This is a genomic window from Arthrobacter sp. StoSoilB13 (assembly GCF_019977255.1).
GTDB lineage: Bacteria > Actinomycetota > Actinomycetes > Actinomycetales > Micrococcaceae > Arthrobacter.
Genome location: NZ_AP024647.1, coordinates 2,587,889 through 2,604,927, shown reverse-complemented (window position 1 = coordinate 2,604,927; position 17,039 = coordinate 2,587,889). Strand labels below are relative to the sequence as shown.

The 17,039-nt window shown below is 63.8% G+C and carries 7 protein-coding genes and 7 pseudogenes; 11 read left to right on the top strand and 3 right to left on the bottom strand.

Annotated features, from left to right (window positions below):
* Positions 1–169: 169 nt before the first annotated feature.
* A pseudogene (locus tag LDP01_RS12200) lies at positions 170–1,116 on the bottom strand (quinone oxidoreductase family protein); the annotation flags it as partial.
* 85 nt (positions 1,117–1,201) lie between these two features.
* A pseudogene (locus LDP01_RS12195) lies at positions 1,202–2,289 on the bottom strand (fatty acid desaturase family protein).
* 178 nt (positions 2,290–2,467) lie between these two features.
* Between LDP01_RS12195 and argC the strand changes: the two are divergent.
* The 9 genes and pseudogenes from argC (at position 2,468) to LDP01_RS12150 (ending at position 11,947) form a co-directional block, all read left to right on the top strand.
* Positions 2,468–3,502: pseudogene (gene argC, locus LDP01_RS12190) on the top strand (N-acetyl-gamma-glutamyl-phosphate reductase).
* Positions 3,499–4,665 carry a bifunctional glutamate N-acetyltransferase/amino-acid acetyltransferase ArgJ gene (gene argJ / locus LDP01_RS12185; protein WP_224089461.1) on the top strand — a complete coding sequence of 389 codons (1,167 nt, stop codon included), beginning with the start codon at positions 3,499–3,501 and terminating at the stop codon, positions 4,663–4,665. The pseudogene argC and the gene argJ overlap by 4 nt, the downstream one beginning before the upstream one ends.
* Positions 4,666–4,675: 10 nt before the next feature.
* Positions 4,676–5,635, top strand: coding sequence for an acetylglutamate kinase (gene argB, locus LDP01_RS12180; protein WP_224089460.1), 960 nt, complete (start codon positions 4,676–4,678; stop codon positions 5,633–5,635).
* A pseudogene (locus LDP01_RS12175) lies at positions 5,632–6,896 on the top strand (acetylornithine transaminase). The gene argB and the pseudogene LDP01_RS12175 overlap by 4 nt, the downstream one beginning before the upstream one ends.
* Positions 6,893–7,898, top strand: a pseudogene (gene argF / locus LDP01_RS12170) (ornithine carbamoyltransferase). Before LDP01_RS12175 ends, argF begins: the two co-directional pseudogenes overlap by 4 nt.
* Positions 7,898–8,434: an arginine repressor gene (locus LDP01_RS12165; protein ID WP_223936621.1), complete on the top strand. Its 537-nt coding sequence runs from the start codon at positions 7,898–7,900 to the stop codon at positions 8,432–8,434. Before argF ends, LDP01_RS12165 begins: the two are co-directional and overlap by 1 nt.
* 72 nt (positions 8,435–8,506) lie before the next feature.
* A complete protein-coding gene (locus LDP01_RS12160; RefSeq protein WP_224089457.1) occupies positions 8,507–9,718 on the top strand; it encodes an argininosuccinate synthase in 1,212 nt (403 codons plus the stop codon).
* Positions 9,718–11,133: an argininosuccinate lyase gene (gene argH / locus LDP01_RS12155; RefSeq protein WP_224089456.1), complete on the top strand. Its 1,416-nt coding sequence runs from the start codon at positions 9,718–9,720 to the stop codon at positions 11,131–11,133. The genes LDP01_RS12160 and argH overlap by 1 nt, the downstream gene beginning before the upstream one ends.
* Before the next feature lie 76 nt (positions 11,134–11,209).
* Positions 11,210–11,947, top strand: coding sequence for a maleylpyruvate isomerase family mycothiol-dependent enzyme (locus LDP01_RS12150; RefSeq protein WP_224089454.1), 738 nt, complete (start codon positions 11,210–11,212; stop codon positions 11,945–11,947).
* Between the two features lie 519 nt (positions 11,948–12,466).
* On the opposite strand, the pseudogene LDP01_RS12145 reads toward LDP01_RS12150, so the two are convergent.
* A pseudogene (locus LDP01_RS12145) lies at positions 12,467–13,955 on the bottom strand (DNA-3-methyladenine glycosylase 2 family protein).
* A gap of 94 nt (positions 13,956–14,049) precedes the next feature.
* Here LDP01_RS12145 and LDP01_RS12140 point away from each other — a divergent pair.
* On the top strand, positions 14,050–14,697 hold the full coding sequence (locus LDP01_RS12140) for a DNA-3-methyladenine glycosylase (RefSeq protein WP_224091188.1): 648 nt from the start codon (positions 14,050–14,052) through the stop codon (positions 14,695–14,697).
* 99 nt (positions 14,698–14,796) lie between these two features.
* Positions 14,797–17,025 (top strand): annotated as a pseudogene (locus tag LDP01_RS12135) (HelD family protein).
* The last annotated feature ends 14 nt before the right edge of the window (positions 17,026–17,039 follow it).

Here is a 17,039-nt window from a genome sequence, read left to right as displayed (position 1 = left end):
ACTGGGGGCGGTAGTGTGGCCAAGGCATCCAAGTTCCCGGCCACGGCAGATTGTTCTGTGCTCACGCAGTCAGCTTTGCCCAGAAAGGTGAACAAAAGGTGTCGGCGGCTTCCTGCCGTTCACGGTTTGTTGCACGAATGATCGCTTTGCCGTTACGGCAGCAGCAGGACCTTCCCGTGGTGAGGCGTCCTTCGAGATCCCTGTGTGCCTGGGCCGCTTCGGCCAAGGGGTAGGTAGCGCCGACCCGAACCGCCAGCGTGCCGTTCGCTGCGGCCTCGAAGATCTCGGCTGAGCGCCAACGCCGCTCGTGCGTGTTCTGGACGAAATGGCCCATCGTGGGGCGGGTCAATGTCAGTGAGCCGCCGGAGTTCAGGCGTTGGGGATCGAACGGGGGGACGGGACCTGAAGCGGCGCCGAAGAGCACCATGGAACCCCTGATGCGCAGGCTCCGCAGGGAGTCGTCGAACGTATCCTTGCCCACGCCGTCGTACACCACATTGACGCCCTCGCCGTTGGTAAGTTCGCGGACCTTGTCCGCGAAGCCTTCATAGCGGAGGACTTCATCGGCGCCGGCGAGTTTGGAGAGGTCGGCCTTTTCGTCTGAGGAAACTGTGGTGATGACCCGTGCCCCACGCGCCTTCAACAGTTGGGTTAGAAGCAGTCCCACACCGCCGGCTCCCGCGTGCAGCAGCACCGTGTGGCCAGGTTCCACACGGAAGGAGGAGTTCATCAGGTAGTGGGCGGTTATTCCTGCAGTGGCAGGGCGGCTGCGGTGTGATCATCGACGCCGGCCGGCACGGGGAGCGCCCTCGCAGCGTCCACGAGTGCGTAGTCAGCGTAGGTCCTGGAACCTTCGGCAGTGGCGATCCTGTCACCTACAGAGAAGTCCTCTACACCCTCACCGATTGCTTCGATGGTTCCGGCGGCTTCCGCGCCGGGGGTGAAGGGGTACTCAACCTTGTAGGTGCCGCGGCGCTGGTAGGTCTCAATGAAATTGACCCCGGCAGCTGCGACCTTGATCAACAGCTGCCCGGGACCAGGTACGGGTGGCTCCACGGAAGCATATTCGAGGACTTCAGGTCCTCCCGGCTCCTTGGCAACAATCGCGTGCGTCATGGTGGCTCCTTACTCCGGGACGGTCCTTCCGGTGCCCGGTTCCAGAACCCATCCTATGAAGGATGACGCCTTTGGTTGTGGAGGCCTAGAAGCGTCCGTGCGTCGAAGCGACGGGGCAGTCGAAGCCACGACCAGCTGCCAGGCCTACCTCGTTGAGGTAGCTGACCACTATCCCGTAGGACTGAATCAGCGTGGTTTCCGTGTACGGGATGGAGTGCTTCGTGCAGAACTCGCGGACGATTCCTGCTGCCTTGTGAAGGTGGGGCCGGGCCATGTCAGGGAACAAATGGTGTTCCACCTGGCGGTTCAGCCCGCCCAGCAGGAAGTCCATGAAGCGTCCGCCTGAGATGTTGCGGGAGGTAAGGATCTGCCGGTTGAGGAAGTCGACTCGGCTGTCCTTGGGAAGGACAGGCATGCCCTTGTGGTTGGGGGCAAAAGAGGCACCCATGTAGAAGCCGTAGACCATGATCTGGACACCGAGGAACGCAAACGCCATACCGATGGGCAGGAAGGTGAAAGCGAGAACCGGGAGGGCGGCAAGACGGGCCACCAGGATAGGCGTCTCCACCCAGCGGTGGCGCACCTTCTGCTTGCCGAAGACAAAGCGAAGCGAGTCGAATTGCAGGCTCAGGCCAAGGAGCGTGAGGAGCGGGAAGAAAAACCAGCCCTGCTTCCTGGTCAGGAAGGCCAGGCGCCCCTTGCGTTCGGCGGCCGCATCTTCGTAGAAGACCAGCGCGTTGTTCCGGATGTCAGGGTCCTTGGAAATGACGTTGGGGTGGTTGTGGTGGGCACCGTGCTTTTGCTCCCACCAGGAGTAGCTGATGCCTGCGATTCCTGTTGCCAGGAGGCGGGCTGACCAGTCGTTGGCGCGACGGGACGCGAAGATCTGCTTGTGTCCGGCCTCGTGGGCCAGGAAGCTCAATTGTGTGCAGAAGATACCCACGGCGGCAGCGATCAAGAGCTGGAACCAGGAATCACCCAACAGGGCGAAGCCTGTCCAGGTGGCGGCCATGAGGATCATGAGGGCTACGAAGAGCCAGATGTAGAACCGCTGCGCCGTTCGAGAAGACCGGCAGCTTTCACGCTCTTAAGGAGCTCCGAATAGCTTTGAACAACGGGGTTTGGCTGAATTGCGCGTGTCTTGGGGCGCTCAGCGGTGGACGTGGGTGCCATATATGTGCCCCGTATCGCTAACGGGCAACGCTGCAGCCGACGTTCGGACTGCACGGTCTGGATCACCCTCCACTAAGCATACGCCGTCCGCACTAACTTATGTGACGCCGTGCACTCGCCAGAAGACGGCATGCATAAATATCGGCACCCATGAATAGTTTTGCTGTACAGTGGAGCTATGACTATTTCTGTTGCCGTCTCCGGTGCCAGCGGCTACGCCGGGGAGAAGTGCTGCGCCTGCTTGCGGGCCATCCGAACGTCACTATCGGTGCGATCACTGCGCACAGCAACGCCGGTTCCAGACTAGGGGAGTTGCAGCCTCATCTCCACGGTTTGGCGAGCCGGATTCTTGAAGACACCACTGTGGAGAACCTGTCCGGGCATGATGTCGTCTTCCTGGCCCTCCCGCACGGCGCTTCTGCGGAGATCGCTGCCCAATTGCCGGAAGGCACAGTAGTCATCGACGCCGGAGCGGACCACCGCCTGCAGGATCCGGCTGCCTGGGAAAAGTTTTACGGCTCGGCCCACGCCGGGACCTGGCCGTATGGGCTCCCTGAACTGCCGGGACAGCGCGACGCCCTCAAGGGTGCCAAGCGCATTGCGGTCCCGGGCTGCTACCCGACGTCGGCCCTGCTCGCCTTGACGCCGGGGTTCGACAATAACCTCCTCCTGACGGACGACGTCGTAATTGTCTCGGCCTCTGGTACCTCCGGTGCGGGCAAGGCGGCAAAGGTCAACCTGATCGGTTCCGAAGTCATGGGATCCATGAGCCCCTATGGAGTTGGCGGCGGGCACCGCCACACGCCGGAAATCGAGCAGGGGCTTTCCAATGCCGCCGGCGAGCCGGTGACGGTGTCCTTTACTCCAACCCTGGCTCCGATGAGCCGCGGTATCCTCACTACGGCCACTGCGAAAGTCGGGCACGGAGTTACCTACGCCGAACTGCGCCAGCCAGGCCTGGGCGGAAGCTTATGACGACGAGCCGTTCGTCCACCTTCTCCCCGAGGGCCAGTGGCCCAGCACCAAGTCAGTGCAAGGTTCCAACCACGCAGTCATGCAGGTGGCCTTCGACCAACACACCGGCCGCGTCATTGTCACGTGCGCTATCGACAACCTCACCAAGGGAACCGCCGGCGGAGCCGTGCAGTCCATGAACATAGCCCTCGGCCTGGACGAAACCGCCGGCCTGAACCTGCAGGGAGTTGCACCGTGACCATTACCGCACCCAAGGGATTCCGGGCTTCCGGCATCAAAGCCGGCATTAAAGCTTCCGGCAACCCGGACCTGGCCCTCGTCGTCAACGACGGTCCGCGAAAGTCCGCTGCCGCCGTCTTCACCTCAAACCGCGTCGCCGCTGCTCCAGTTCACTGGTCACGCCAGGTGGTCAGCGATGGCCGTGTGGACGCCGTGATCCTGAACTCCGGCGGAGCCAACGCCTGCACTGGCCCGCAGGGATTCCAGAACACGCATGCCACGGCCGAGAAAGTGGCCGAAGTGCTGGGAGTCTCAGCTTCCGACGTCGTGGTTTGCTCCACTGGCCTGATCGGCGAGCAACTGCCCATGGACAAGATCCTTCCGGGCGTTGAAACCGCGTTCGGCGAGCTTTCGGCAGACGGCGGTTCGGCCGCTGCCACGGCGATCATGACCACGGACAGCGTCTCCAAGGAGGCCGTCTTCACAGGAACCGACGCCGAAGGCAAGCAGTTCACAGTTGGCGGCATCGCCAAGGGTGCCGGCATGCTGGCCCCCGGTCTGGCAACCATGCTTGTTGTCCTCACCACCGACGCCGAGGTACCGGCGGACGAGCTCGACGTCGTCCTCCGCGATGCCACGCGTGTCACGTTTGACCGCGCGGACTCTGACGGTTGCATGTCCACCAACGACACCGTGGTGCTGATGGCCTCGGGTGCCTCCGAAGCACTGCCCTCTGCGGAACAGCTGAGCGAGGCCATTACGAAGGTCTGCGCCGAGTTGGCCCGTAAGCTTATCGGCGACGCCGAAGGTGCAAGCCACGACATCGCCATCCGTACCTTCAACGCGGCAAGCGAACGCGACGCCGAGATCGTTAGCCGCGCTGTTGCGCGCTCCAACCTCTTCAAAGCGGCCATCTTCGGCAAGGACCCCAACTGGGGGCGGGTACTCTCTGCCGTGGGCACCACCGATGCCGTGTTCGAGCCGGACCAGCTCAACGTGTCCATGAACGGCGTGCAGATCTGCCGCAACGGCAGCATCGGCGAGGACCGTAACATGGTGGACCTTGAACCGCGTGAGGTGCGCGTCGACATCGACCTGCAGGCCGGCGACGCCGAGGCAACCATCTGGACCAATGACCTCACGCACGACTACGTGCATGAGAACAGTGCATACTCGAGCTGAGCGGATGACTATGACTGCGCACACCCGGGAAACCACGTCCGCGAGCCACGTCTCGGCCGAAGCAGCCCAGGACAAAGCGGGCACGCTGATCGAGGCCTTGCCCTGGATCCAGCGTTTCGCTGGAACCACCATGGTGATCAAGTACGGCGGGAACGCCATGGTCAACGATGACCTTCGGCGTGCCTTCGCCGAGGACATCGTGTTCCTCCACCACGTGGGCATCCACCCTGTGGTGGTGCACGGCGGCGGTCCGCAGATCAACTCCATGCTGGGCCGGCTTGGCATCGAGTCCGAGTTCAAGGGTGGGCTGCGCGTCACCACTCCGGAAGCCATGGACGTGGTGCGCATGGTCCTCACCGGCCAGGTGGGTCGTGAACTTGTGGGCCTCATCAATTCCCATGGTCCGTATGCGGTTGGCATGTCCGGCGAGGATGGCGGCCTGCTGCGCGCAGTCCGCACCGGAACCGTGGTGGACGGCGAGGAAGTTGACCTCGGCCTGGTGGGCGAAGTTGTAGGCGTGGACCCCGCCGGGATCACGGACATCCTCGACGCCGGCCGCATCCCGGTGATCTCGACGGTCGCCCCGGAAATCCTCGACGACGGCAACGGTTCCGGTCCCACTACCGGCCAGGTCCTGAACGTCAACGCAGACACCGCGGCTGCAGCTGTCGCTTCTGCGCTGGGCGCCTCCAAGCTGGTCATCCTGACCGACGTCGAGGGCCTCTACGCGAACTGGCCGGACAAATCGTCGCTGATCTCTTCGCTGACTGCCTCCGAACTCCGCGAGATGCTGCCCAAGCTCGAGTCGGGAATGATCCCCAAGATGGCTGCATGCCTGAAGGCGATCGACGAAGGCGTGGAACGCGCGCACATCGTGGATGGCCGGCTGCCGCACTCAATGCTGCTGGAAACCTTTACGACCGCGGGCATCGGCACCCAAGTTGTCCCTGACGAGGAAGTGAACGCATGACCGCGAACGAAGCAGAACTGGTGGAATCCCCAACAGACGCCATTACTGGCCACAGCTCAGGCGCTGACTGGCTGGCCCGCTACAACTCGTCGCTGATGGGTGTCTTCGGCACGCCCCAGCGGGTCCTGGTCCGCGGCGCGGGTTGCCTCGTGTGGGACGCCGACGGCAAGGAGTACCTGGATCTCCTCGGTGGCATCGCCGTGAACGCGCTGGGCCACGCCCACCCCTTCGTCACCTCGGTGATCTCCAGCCAGCTCGCCACGCTTGGACACGTTTCCAACTTCTTCACGAGCCCCACGCAGATCGCTCTGGCAGAAAAGCTGCTGGCCATCACCAATGCTCCCGCGGGATCCAAGGTTTTCTTTGCCAACTCCGGCACGGAAGCCAACGAGGCAGCGTTCAAGCTGGCCCGCCGGAACAGCGACGCCGAGCGCACCAAGATTGTTGCCCTCGAAGGCGCTTTCCACGGCCGCACCATGGGTGCGCTCGCACTCACGGCAAAAGAGGCCTACCGGACACCGTTCGAGCCCCTGCCCGGCGGCGTGGTCCACATTCCGTTCGGTGACATCGAAGCCCTGCGCTCCGCCGTCGACGAATCCACGGCAGCCGTCTTCCTGGAACCAATCCAAGGCGAAGCGGGCGTCCGGCCGCTGAGCGCCGAATATCTGCAGGCAGCCCGCGAAGCCACCACGGCGGCCGCGCCCTGTTGATTTTGGACGAGGTCCAGACCGGCATCGGCCGGACCGGCAAATGGCTGGCCAGCGAAGACGCGGGGATTGTCCCCGACGCCATCACGCTTGCCAAGGGACTTGGCGGCGGCTTCCCGGTCGGTGCGTTGATTACTTTCGGAAGCACGACGTCGGCCCTGCTCACCGCCGGGCAGCACGGAACCACTTTCGGTGGAAATCCCGTGGCCACGGCTGCTGCCCTTGCCACGCTCCACGCGATCGAGAGCCAAAGTGTCCTCCAGAACGTCCTGAGTGTCGGGGCACACCTACGCGAGGGTCTTGCCCGAGTGGACGCCGTGACTGAGGTCCGCGGTGAAGGTCTCCTTATCGGATTCGACGTCAATGCCGATGTAGCTCCTGCCATGGTTACTGCAGGCCTTGACGCCGGGTTCATCATCAACAGCCCGGGGCCAAAGACCATCCGGCTGGCACCGCCGCTGATCCTCACCATCGAGCAGGCAGACCGTTTCCTGGCTGCGCTGCCTGAGCTCATTACAACGGCTACCGCCCAAACTGCTAAGGACGCACAGTGACTACATCCACCACCCGTCACTTCCTCAAGGACACCGACCTGAGCGCTGCTGAGCAGGCCGAGGTTCTTGAGCTCGCAGCCCGCATGAAAGCGGCGCCGTACAGCGTCCAACCTTTCGCGGCCGATGGCAATGGCCGGAAGACCGTCGCCGTCATCTTCGACAAGACCTCCACCCGTACCCGTGTTTCCTTCGCCACCGGCATCGCGGACATGGGCGGCAACGCGCTCATCATCAACCCCGGCGAAGCACAGATCGGGCATAAGGAATCCGTGGAGGACACCGCCAAGGTCCTTGAGCGCATGGTCTCCACCATCGTGTGGCGGACCGGGGCCCACTCGGGCCTGGTTGCCATGGCGGAGAACTCCAAGGTCCCGGTCATCAACGCCCTCTGCGACGACTACCACCCCTGCCAGCTCCTCGCGGATCTCCTGGCGGTCAAGGAGCACAAAGGCGAACTGAAGGGCCTGAGCATGGCCTACCTCGGTGATGCGGCCAACAACATGGCCAATTCCTACCTTCTGGCTGGCGTCACAGCTGGAATGCACGTCCGTATTTCCGGTCCCGTTGGCTACTGGCCGGCCCCGGAGATTGTCGCTGCTGCACAAGAGCGTGCCGCCGAGACGGGCGGCTCTGTGCTCATCACCAGCGATGCTGCCGAAGCCCTTAAAGGCGCTGACGTCGTGGCAACGGACACCTGGGTATCCATGGGTCAGGAAGCCGAGAAGGAAGCCCGGCTGCAGCTCTTCCGCGACTACTCCGTGGATGAGGCCGCCATGGGCAGCGGCCGCGCCGGACGCCGTCGTTCTTCACTGCCTTCCTGCTTACCGCGGCTATGAAATTTCCGCTGGCGTCATCGACGGCCCGCAGTCGATCGTCTGGGACGAAGCTGAGAACCGACTCCATGCCCAGAAGGCACTCATGGCCTGGCTGATGCACCGTTCCGGACTTGCGTTCGTGGAAGGTCTTTCTCCCGTCGAGGGCACTGGGGAGAGCACGTTCTAGTGTCCACGAATCCGTCGGTTCCGGGCGCCAGCCCGGCCACCAAGACTGCCCGCCAGGCGCGTATCACCGCGATCCTGACGGGTGAGTCCGTGCGTTCCCAGGCAGAGCTTGCAGCCCTGCTGGCGGACGACGGCGTTCAGGTCACCCAAGCCACGCTGTCCCGCGACCTTGTGGAACTTGGCGCGGTGAGGGTTCGCGGCAAGGAAGGCGCACTGGTCTATGCCGTTCCGGGGGAGGGCGGTGACCGCAACGCTAAAAGCGGCGTCACGCAGGAAATCCTGGACGCGCGGCTCTCCCGGCTGTGTGGTGAGTTGCTTGTAACTGCCGAGGCTTCGGGCAACATTGTTGTCCTGCGAACACCTCCGGGGGCAGCGAACTTCCTGGCACTGGCCATCGACCACTCCGTAATGCCGTCGGTATTGGGTACGATCGCAGGCGACGACACTCTGCTGTTGGTTGCCAGGGATCCCGACGGCGGAGCCGAACTGGCGGCCCGTTTCCTGCGAATGGCCGAGGAAGCCGGACCGGGAAACTAGCCCGCGGTGGCAACAACTGATTTACGCAGCATTGATTTCAAATGAACCAAGCAACAACAAAGGAGCACTCTCGTGACTGAGCGCATTGTTCTGGCCTACTCCGGTGGCCTCGATACGTCCGTAGCCATCGGCTGGATCGGTGAAGCCACCGGCGCCGAGGTCATCGCCGTGGCCGTCGACGTCGGACAGGGCGGCGAGTCCCTGGAGACCATCCGCCAGCGCGCCCTCGGTTGCGGCGCCGTCGAGGCCTATGTTGCCGACGCCCGCGACGAATTCGCCAACGAATACGCCATGCCGACACTGAAGGCCAACGCCCTCTACCAGGGCCACTACCCGCTGGTGTCTGCCATTTCGCGTCCGGTGATCGTCAAGCACCTCGTGAAGGCTGCCCGCGAATTCGGTGCCACCACCGTCGCCCACGGCTGCACTGCGGCCGGCAAGGGCAATGACCAGGTCCGCTTCGAAGTTGGCATCCAGACGCTCGGCCCGGACCTGAAGTGCATCGCACCGGTCCGCGACCTCGCCCTGACCCGCGACAAGGCGATTGCCTTCGCCGAGGAAAAGGGACTGCCGATCGAGACCACCAAGAAGAACCCGTACTCGATCGACCAGAACGTCTGGGGACGCGCCGTCGAGACCGGCTACCTTGAGGACATCTGGAACGCACCTACCAAGGACATCTACGACTACACCGCCACGCCGGAATTCCCGCCGGCGCCGGACGAGGTCACCATTTCCTTCGAAGCCGGCGTGCCGGTAGCCATCGACGGCGTGAAGGTCACCCCGCTGCAGGCCATCCAGGAACTGAACCGCCGTGCCGGCGCGCAGGGCGTTGGCCGCATCGACGTCGTCGAGGACCGCCTCGTTGGCATCAAGTCCCGCGAAATCTACGAGGCACCGGGTGCAATGGCGCTGATCACCGCCCACAAGCACCTCGAAGATGTCACAATCGAGCGCGAGCAGGCCCGCTTCAAGGCCACCGTTGGCCAGCGCTGGGCCGAGCTGGTCTACGACGGCCAGTGGTTCTCCCCGCTGAAGCGCTCCCTGGACGCGTTCATCGAGGACACCCAGAAGTACGTCTCCGGCGACATCCGCATGGTCCTCCACGGCGGCCAGGCAATCGTCAACGGTCGTCGCTCCGAGACTTCGCTGTACGACTTCGACCTCGCTACCTACGACACCGGCGACACCTTCGACCAGTCCATGGCGCGCGGCTTCATCGAGCTGTGGGGCATGTCCTCCAAGGTTGCCTCCGGCCGCGACCTGCGGGTCTCGGGCGAGTAATGACGTCCGCAACAAACGAAGGCGCACTGTGGGGCGGTCGGTTCGCCGGCGGCCCCGCGGATGCGCTGGCAGCATTGAGCAAGTCCACGCACTTTGACTGGCGGCTGGCCCGCTATGACATCGCCGGCTCCAAGGCGCACGCCCGCGTGCTGGCGAAGGCCGGATTGCTGGACGACGCCGAACTTGAAGGCATGCTTGCCGCCCTCAATCAGCTGGACGAGGACGTCGCCAGCGGTGCCTACCTCCCGGCCGAGAGCGATGAGGATGTTCACGGTTCACTTGAGCGTGGCCTGATCGAGCGTGCCGGAACACAATTGGGCGGCAAGCTCCGTGCGGGCCGTTCCCGCAACGATCAAGTGGCAACGCTCGGCCGCATGTTCCTGCGCGATCATGCCCGGATCATCGCTGCTGGCGTCCTCGCCACCATCGACGCACTCGTGGAGCAGGCAAAGGCCCACCAGGGTGTTGCGATGCCTGGCCGGACGCACCTTCAGCACGCCCAGCCGGTATTGCTGAGCCATCACCTTCTGGCACATGCCTGGGCACTGCTTCGCGACGTGCAGCGACTCCAGGACTGGGACAAGCGTGCTGGAGTTTCGCCGTATGGTTCTGGTGCCTTGGCCGGTTCGTCGTTGGGGCTGGATCCCGAGGCCGTTGCAGCTGATCTTGGCTTCTTCTCGGCTGTCCACAACTCGATTGATGGCACCGCCTCCCGCGATGTCTTCGCCGAGTTCGCATGGGTGTGCTCCATGATCGGAGTGGACCTGTCCCGGATCTCCGAGGAAGTCATCTTCTGGGCCACCAAGGAATTCTCCTTCGTGACCCTGCACGACTCGTACTCCACCGGGTCCTCGATCATGCCGCAGAAGAAGAACCCGGACGTTGCCGAGCTCGCGCGCGGCAAGGCAGGGCGCCTCATCGGCAACCTGACCGGACTGCTGGCAACGCTCAAGGGCCTGCCGCTCGCGTACAACCGCGATCTGCAGGAGGACAAGGAACCGGTCTTCGACGCCGCCGACACCCTGGAGCTGTTGCTTCCCGCCGTGTCCGGCATGATCGCCACGCTGAAGTTCAACACGGAGCGCATGGAGTCCCTGGCTCCCCAGGGCTTTGCGCTGGCCACGGACATCGCAGAATGGCTCGTCCGCCAGGGCGTTCCCTTCCGTGAAGCACACGAGCTTTCGGGGGCCGCGGTCAAGCAGGCTGAAAGCCGTGGGGTTGAGCTGTGGGACCTGACGGATGAAGAGTATTCAGCGATCTCGGAGCACTTGACTCCCGAGGTCCGCAGCGTGCTCAGCACTGAGGGTTCGCTCAACAGCCGCAACTCCCAGGGCGGAACTGCACCGGCCGCCGTCGAACGTCAATTGGTGGCGCTCACGGCAGAACTGGATGCAGCACGCAGCTACGCCGGCTAAACGCACCATCAATCCTGTGGGATGGCACATCACGTGCCGTCCCACAGGGCTTTAAGGGGTGCGTTAGCATGGCGCTATGACTCAGATCACCACTGGGGCGCTGCCCGCAGAGCTTCACAAAGCCGCCGACATCGTTACCCGCCTCCTCACCAAAATGGACGAGGCATCCGTCCCGCAACCGTCCGAGCTCCCGGGCTGGACCCGTGGCCACGTCCTTGCCCATATTGCCGGGATTTCGCGCGCCATGGCCCGCCAGCTCGAGTACGCCCGGCGCGGTGAGGCCGTGGAACTGTACGACGGCGGCATGGACGGCCGCAACAAGGCCATCGAGCTGGCCGCCGGACACAGCCTCGCAGACCATAAGGAGTCCGTTGACACCGCGCTGTCTCGTGCCTTGGCGGCGTTTGACGCACTGGAACCAGCCGACTGGGAGGCGCGCATCAGCTACCGGGACGGAACAGTCCTCGACGGCGGTCTGGCACTGTGGCGCGAACTCACCATCCATGCATCGGATCTTGGACTGGGATATGGGCCTGAAACCTGGAGCCGGCCCTTCTGCGAGCACCTGTTCACTTTCCTCGAAGCACGCGTTCCGGAGAAGTACAAATTTGTCCTGCAGCCCACAGGACTGCCGCAGCGGGTCATTGGCCACGGGGGCACCTCGATTGCCATTACGGGCATGCTCACGGACATCGCGGCATGGCTCGCCGGCCGCGAACCGAGCTTGGGAAGCCTGCGAGCTACCGCGGCGGCCGACGGCGTCGACCTGCCCGAGCTGCTCCCATGGCCGGCGGCACAACCTGCAGCCCGCTAGGCCGTCCTTCTCTCACTTCCTGACGTGTTTCGGCGGATGTTCTCTCACTTCCTGACGTGTTTCGGCCGGTGCTCTCTCACTTCCTGACGTGCTTCGGTGGATGCTCTCGCACTTCCTGACGTGTTTCGGCCGTCCTTCTCTCACTTCCTGCCGTTTTTTGGGTCGTGGTCGCTAACGTCCTGATGCATCGGGGGAGCGGTACGACGTCGGCACCCGGCTGAATGCCGACGCGGGGTTATGGGAGACGAAAGGGAGCTGCGAGTCCTTGTCCCTTGGGGATGTTCTCTCAGATCCTGAGGCTTTTCCGGCGACGCTCTCTCACTTCCCGCGGCGTTTTCCCCTTTCCTCTCTCACTTCCTGCCGCGTTGAGATGTGAGAGAGGAAACGGCGAAAGGCGTTGGGATGTGTGTGAAGGATCGCGGAAGGGCGTTGGGATGTGAGTGAAGGATCGCGGAAGGGCGTGGGGATGTGAGAGAAGGATCGCGGAAGGGCGCCGGGATGTGAGAGCGGAAACGGGAGCTACGAGTGTTTGGGCTTCGTTGCCGCCCGCCACAAATGCATGGTGGCGTAGGACCGCCAAGGACTGACTTCCCGGAATTCAGGGGTGAGGCCGGGACCAGGAGGGAGGATCCGCAACCCGTTTCGAACGGCCGCGTCATTGCTCAGGAAAACGTCGGGCGCTCCCAGCACGCGCATGGCGACATACCCTACGGTCCAAGGCCCAATTCCTTGTAATGGCAGCAACTTTCGCTCCAGTCCTGCAACGTCGTCGCCGTAGCCGAACTCGAGGGTCCCTGTGGCCATCGCTTCGGCCACGGCAACCACTGACTCGATGCGGCGCTGGGGTCCCCGCAGCAGGGTGCACGCGTCTTCGGCGAGTTCCGCCGCGGTCGGAAACAGGCGATCCAGACCGGGGACACCGCCGTCGATCGGGGAGCCGAGGGCTGATAATTGGGTCAGTGCCGTCCGGGCAGCAGCAACGGTGATTTGCTGGCCGATCAGCGCCCTGACCAGCAATTCCTGGGGGTCGACTGCTCCTGGCACGCGAATTCCGGGAACCTCCTTGATGCTCCCTTTGAGCCGGGGGTCCATCGCCAAGGCGTCGTCGATCGCTTCTGGGTCGGCGTCCAGATCGAACAACCTGCGGACACGACTCAACAACACCGGGAGGTCGTGGAGGTCCACCACCGTAGCCGACAACTGCAAGGGCTTGCCCTGCCTTGAGGGGCTGTAGGCCACCGAGAACGTGGCGTTGCCGCGGGAGGCGGAGGGTTCGGGCATAGGTCCTGGTTCCGTCGTGTCCGGTGCTTGCCGACTCGATGCCCGGCACAGCACGAACCGCCAGGAAATCGAAGATTCCCGGGTCGAAGGGCTCCCGATATGGCAGATTCAACGTCAGAGCGGCTGGTGTCCCGTCGCTTGCCTCCCCGGCACCCCTGCGAACTCCCGATTTCGCACCGGTGGTTCGCAGCGCCGTCGGGGTCATCGCAAAAACCTCGCCGATGGTGTCGTTGAATTGCCTCACGCTATTGAACCCCGAGGCAAAGGCGACATCGGCGAGGAGCATCTTCGTTGAGACCAACAGCGTCCTTGCTGTCTGCGCCCTGCTGGCCCGTGCCAGTGAGAGCGGGCCGGCGCCAAGTTCGTGGCTAAGGATGCGGTTGAGCTGGCGCGCGGAGTAGCCAAGGCGGTGCGCAAGGCCGTCGACCCCCTCGCGGGTGATAACGCCGTCGTTGATTAGGCGCATTGCACGGCCGGCAACGTCGGATCGGATGTTCCAGGCCGGTGTTCCGGGGACGGCCTCGGGCAGGCATCGCTTGCAAGCCCGGTACCCGGCTTCGTGGGCAGCGGCCGACGTCTCGTAGAACGTGACATTCTCGGCCTTCGGCGTACGGGCTGGGCAGGACGGCCGGCAGTAGATACCAGTCGAGCTGACGGCCGTGAAGAATTGTCCGTCGAAGCGGGTGTCGCGGGCGTCAATTGCCCTGTAGCGCTGCCAGAAGTCCATTCCTTCATCCTGTCAGGAGTGCACGTCCGCTGCTAGCGGAAATCGGACATAGCCGTTTCACGATTTTTGCTAGGGTCTGGGCATGAGCTCGTCCATGGAGAAGGGAGTCAGCGATCCCGAAAAAGTGCGTAAGTTCCTCGAAGGCGACCCCCGTGTCATCGCTCCACTGGTCCTTGGCGCGGTGCTCACCCACTACTCCGAAGCCGGTCCAGTCGCGGTGAGACTCACTGAAGTGGAGGCCTATATGGGCCCCCGCGATTCCGAACACCCCGATCCCGGATCGCACACTTTCGGCGGTCCCACGGCCCGTAACGCGCCGATGTTCGGACCACCGGGTTTCCTGTACGTGTACTTCACCTACGGCATGCACTACTGCGCCAACATCGTCTGCGGTCCAGCAGGCTCCCCGTCGGCGTTGCTTCTGCGGGCCGGCGATATTGTAGAAGGCGAGGGGCTTGCCACCGTAAGGCGGCCTGCCTCCAAAACACACAAGGACTTGGCCAGTGGACCTGCACGCCTGGCATCGGCGTTGGGACTTACGACGGCGGACACGGGCCGTGACGCGCTCGCCTCACCGTTCAGCTTTTGGCTGCCTAAGACGCCGGTAGCGGCCGTGGCCAGCGGACCGCGGGTTGGGGTAGCTGGTCCCGGTGGAAGTACGGAATATCCGTGGCGCTTCTGGATCGAAGATGATCCAACGGTGTCACGGTACAAAGCAGCGCGGCCACGCAACCGGGCGTGAACTTTGGCTGCTGGTCCGCCATATGACCTGGACCCAACACGTTTACCAAAATCGCTGTAGAATGGACGGTCTGTCTTTTGCGATAGGGGTTACGGTTCGATGCACGACGCTGATTTGGTCCACGAGCAGGAATACGTTGCTGGGCTGTACGCCCGGCTCGATGAGCTGCGCGAAGAAAAGCGTGCCCAGCTGGCCCAGGTGCGCAAGGCCGGTGCAGTGGGAACCATGCAAAACGTGTCCGAACGTGACGCGTTCGCCGCGCTGTATGAGGACCGCCTTGCCCAGCTCGACGCCGTCGATGACCGTTTGGTCTTCGGGCGCCTCGATCTGGACTGGGGGAGGCCCAGTACATTGGCCGTATCGGGTTGTCTACCGCCGATCTCCAACGGCTCATGGTTGACTGGCGCGCCCCGGAAGCCGGCCACTTTTACCAGGCCACCGCTTTCGACCGCCAAGGCGTGCGCCGCCGTCGACACCTGATCCTGCAAGGCCGGGACGTGAAGGCGATCGAGGACGATGTCCTGGATGCCGGCATGCTCGCGGACAACGATTCCCTGCAAGGCGAGGGCGCGCTCCTTGCGGCCCTGAATTCCAAGCGCACGGGCCGCATGTCGGACATCGTGGGAACCATCCAGTCGGAGCAGGACAGGATCATCCGTTCCTCGATCTCGGGCGCGCTCGTCGTACAAGGTGGTCCAGGCACGGGTAAGACCGCAGTGGCACTGCACCGCGCCGCCTACCTCCTTTACACGCACCGTGATCGGCTCAAGAGTGCCGGCGTTCTGCTGGTGGGACCGTCGTCGTCGTTTATGCACTACATCGAGCGTGTACTGCCCTCGCTGGGCGAGACCGGCGTCGTCATGGCCAGTCTTGGCCGGCTTATGCCCGGAATCCACGCTGTTCCCGAGGAAGATCCGGACGTTGCTGCGCTCAAAGGCAAGCTCGATATGGCCACGGTGGTGGCCAACGCCGTGGCGAACCGGCAGCGCACGCCTGTAGAAGACCGCATTCTCGAAGTCGATTCCCGCAAGCTGACGCTGACCGTCCGCCAGGTCCGCCGCGCACGGGAAAAGGCCCGGGCCACGGGCAAGCCGCACAACGAAGCGCGGCTGACGTTCGTCAAGATCCTTCTGCGTGAGCTCACGGAGCAACTAACGGACCTCGTCGAGGAGTCGAACATCGGCAATAACGCCGATCGCGCCTACCTCGCCGAAGACGTCCGGTCTGCGCGGGACGTCCGCATCGCCTTGAACCTGTGCTGGATGCCGATGACTCCGGAGAAGCTGATCTCCGAGCTCTTCAGCAAGCCCGCCATCCTGGAAGCCTGCACGCCACACCTCACACCGGAACAGCGATCCCTTCTGCAACGGCCAGCGGATGCGCCCTGGACCGAGGCGGACGTGCCGCTCCTTGACGAAGCTGCCGAACTGCTCGGTGAGCTGGATCCTGCCGCGGGCAGGGGACTGGCCCAGCAGGAAGCCGACCGCGCCCGCGATCTGGCCAACGCCAGGCAGACCCTGGCCAACATGGAAGCCATGGGCGTGGATGTCCTGGTGAGCGCCGAAGAACTGGCAGACCAGAACCAGGAACGCGAGAACCGGCTCACCGCAGCCGAGCGCGCCACGAGCGATCGTTCCTGGGCTTTCGGCCACATCGTGGTTGATGAGGCACAGGAACTTTCGGCCATGCAGTGGCGGCTCCTCGTGCGTCGCTGCCCGCTGAAGTCCTTCACGATCGTGGGGGACATCGCCCAAACGAGTGCAGCGGCAGGCGCCAATTCGTGGCAAAGCGCGCTCGCGCCGTCGTTCGGTGACCGCTGGCAGCTCGAAGAACTCACCGTCAACTACCGCACGCCGTCCCAGATCGCGGAAGCCGCTGTTCGGATGGCCAACCGCGCAGGCCTCGTGGTCTCGGCTCCGAAGGCCGTGCGCGAAGGCAAATGGTCGCCCATCGTGGACCGCGTCGAAGCGGACGGAATTGTCTCCCGCCTGGTCGAGGTCCTGCCTGAGGAAGTGGAAGCAATCGACGGCGGCCCTGCTGGCTGTCATCGCCGACGGCCCACTGCTGCCGCAGGCGGCTGCCGCGCTGCGCGGGATCTACGGCCGCCGCATCGGCTCGGGAGCCGGAAGCTATGAGCAGGACATCGTGGTCATCAGCCCCAAGGAGGCGAAGGGCCTGGAATTTGATGGCGTCATTGTCCTGGAGCCGGCTGCCATGCTCAATCACGAGCATGGCAAGGTGGGCGACCTCTACGTCGCTATGACCCGACCCACGCAGCGGCTCAGGCTCATCGCCGCGGCACCGCTGCCCGCCGGCATCGAACGCTAGGAAAAGTGAACCCA

Bases quoted from the DNA above. Each gene is read 5' to 3' on its own strand.
- LDP01_RS12150 (WP_224089454.1), top strand. From the start codon at position 11,210: ATGACTCAGATCACCACTGGGGCGCTGCCCGCAGAGCTTCACAAAGCC.
- argH (WP_224089456.1), top strand. From the start codon at position 9,718: ATGACGTCCGCAACAAACGAAGGCGCACTGTGGGGCGGTCGGTTCGCC.
- argB (WP_224089460.1), top strand. From the start codon at position 4,676: ATGACTGCGCACACCCGGGAAACCACGTCCGCGAGCCACGTCTCGGCC.
- LDP01_RS12140 (WP_224091188.1), top strand. From the start codon at position 14,050: ATGGAGAAGGGAGTCAGCGATCCCGAAAAAGTGCGTAAGTTCCTCGAA.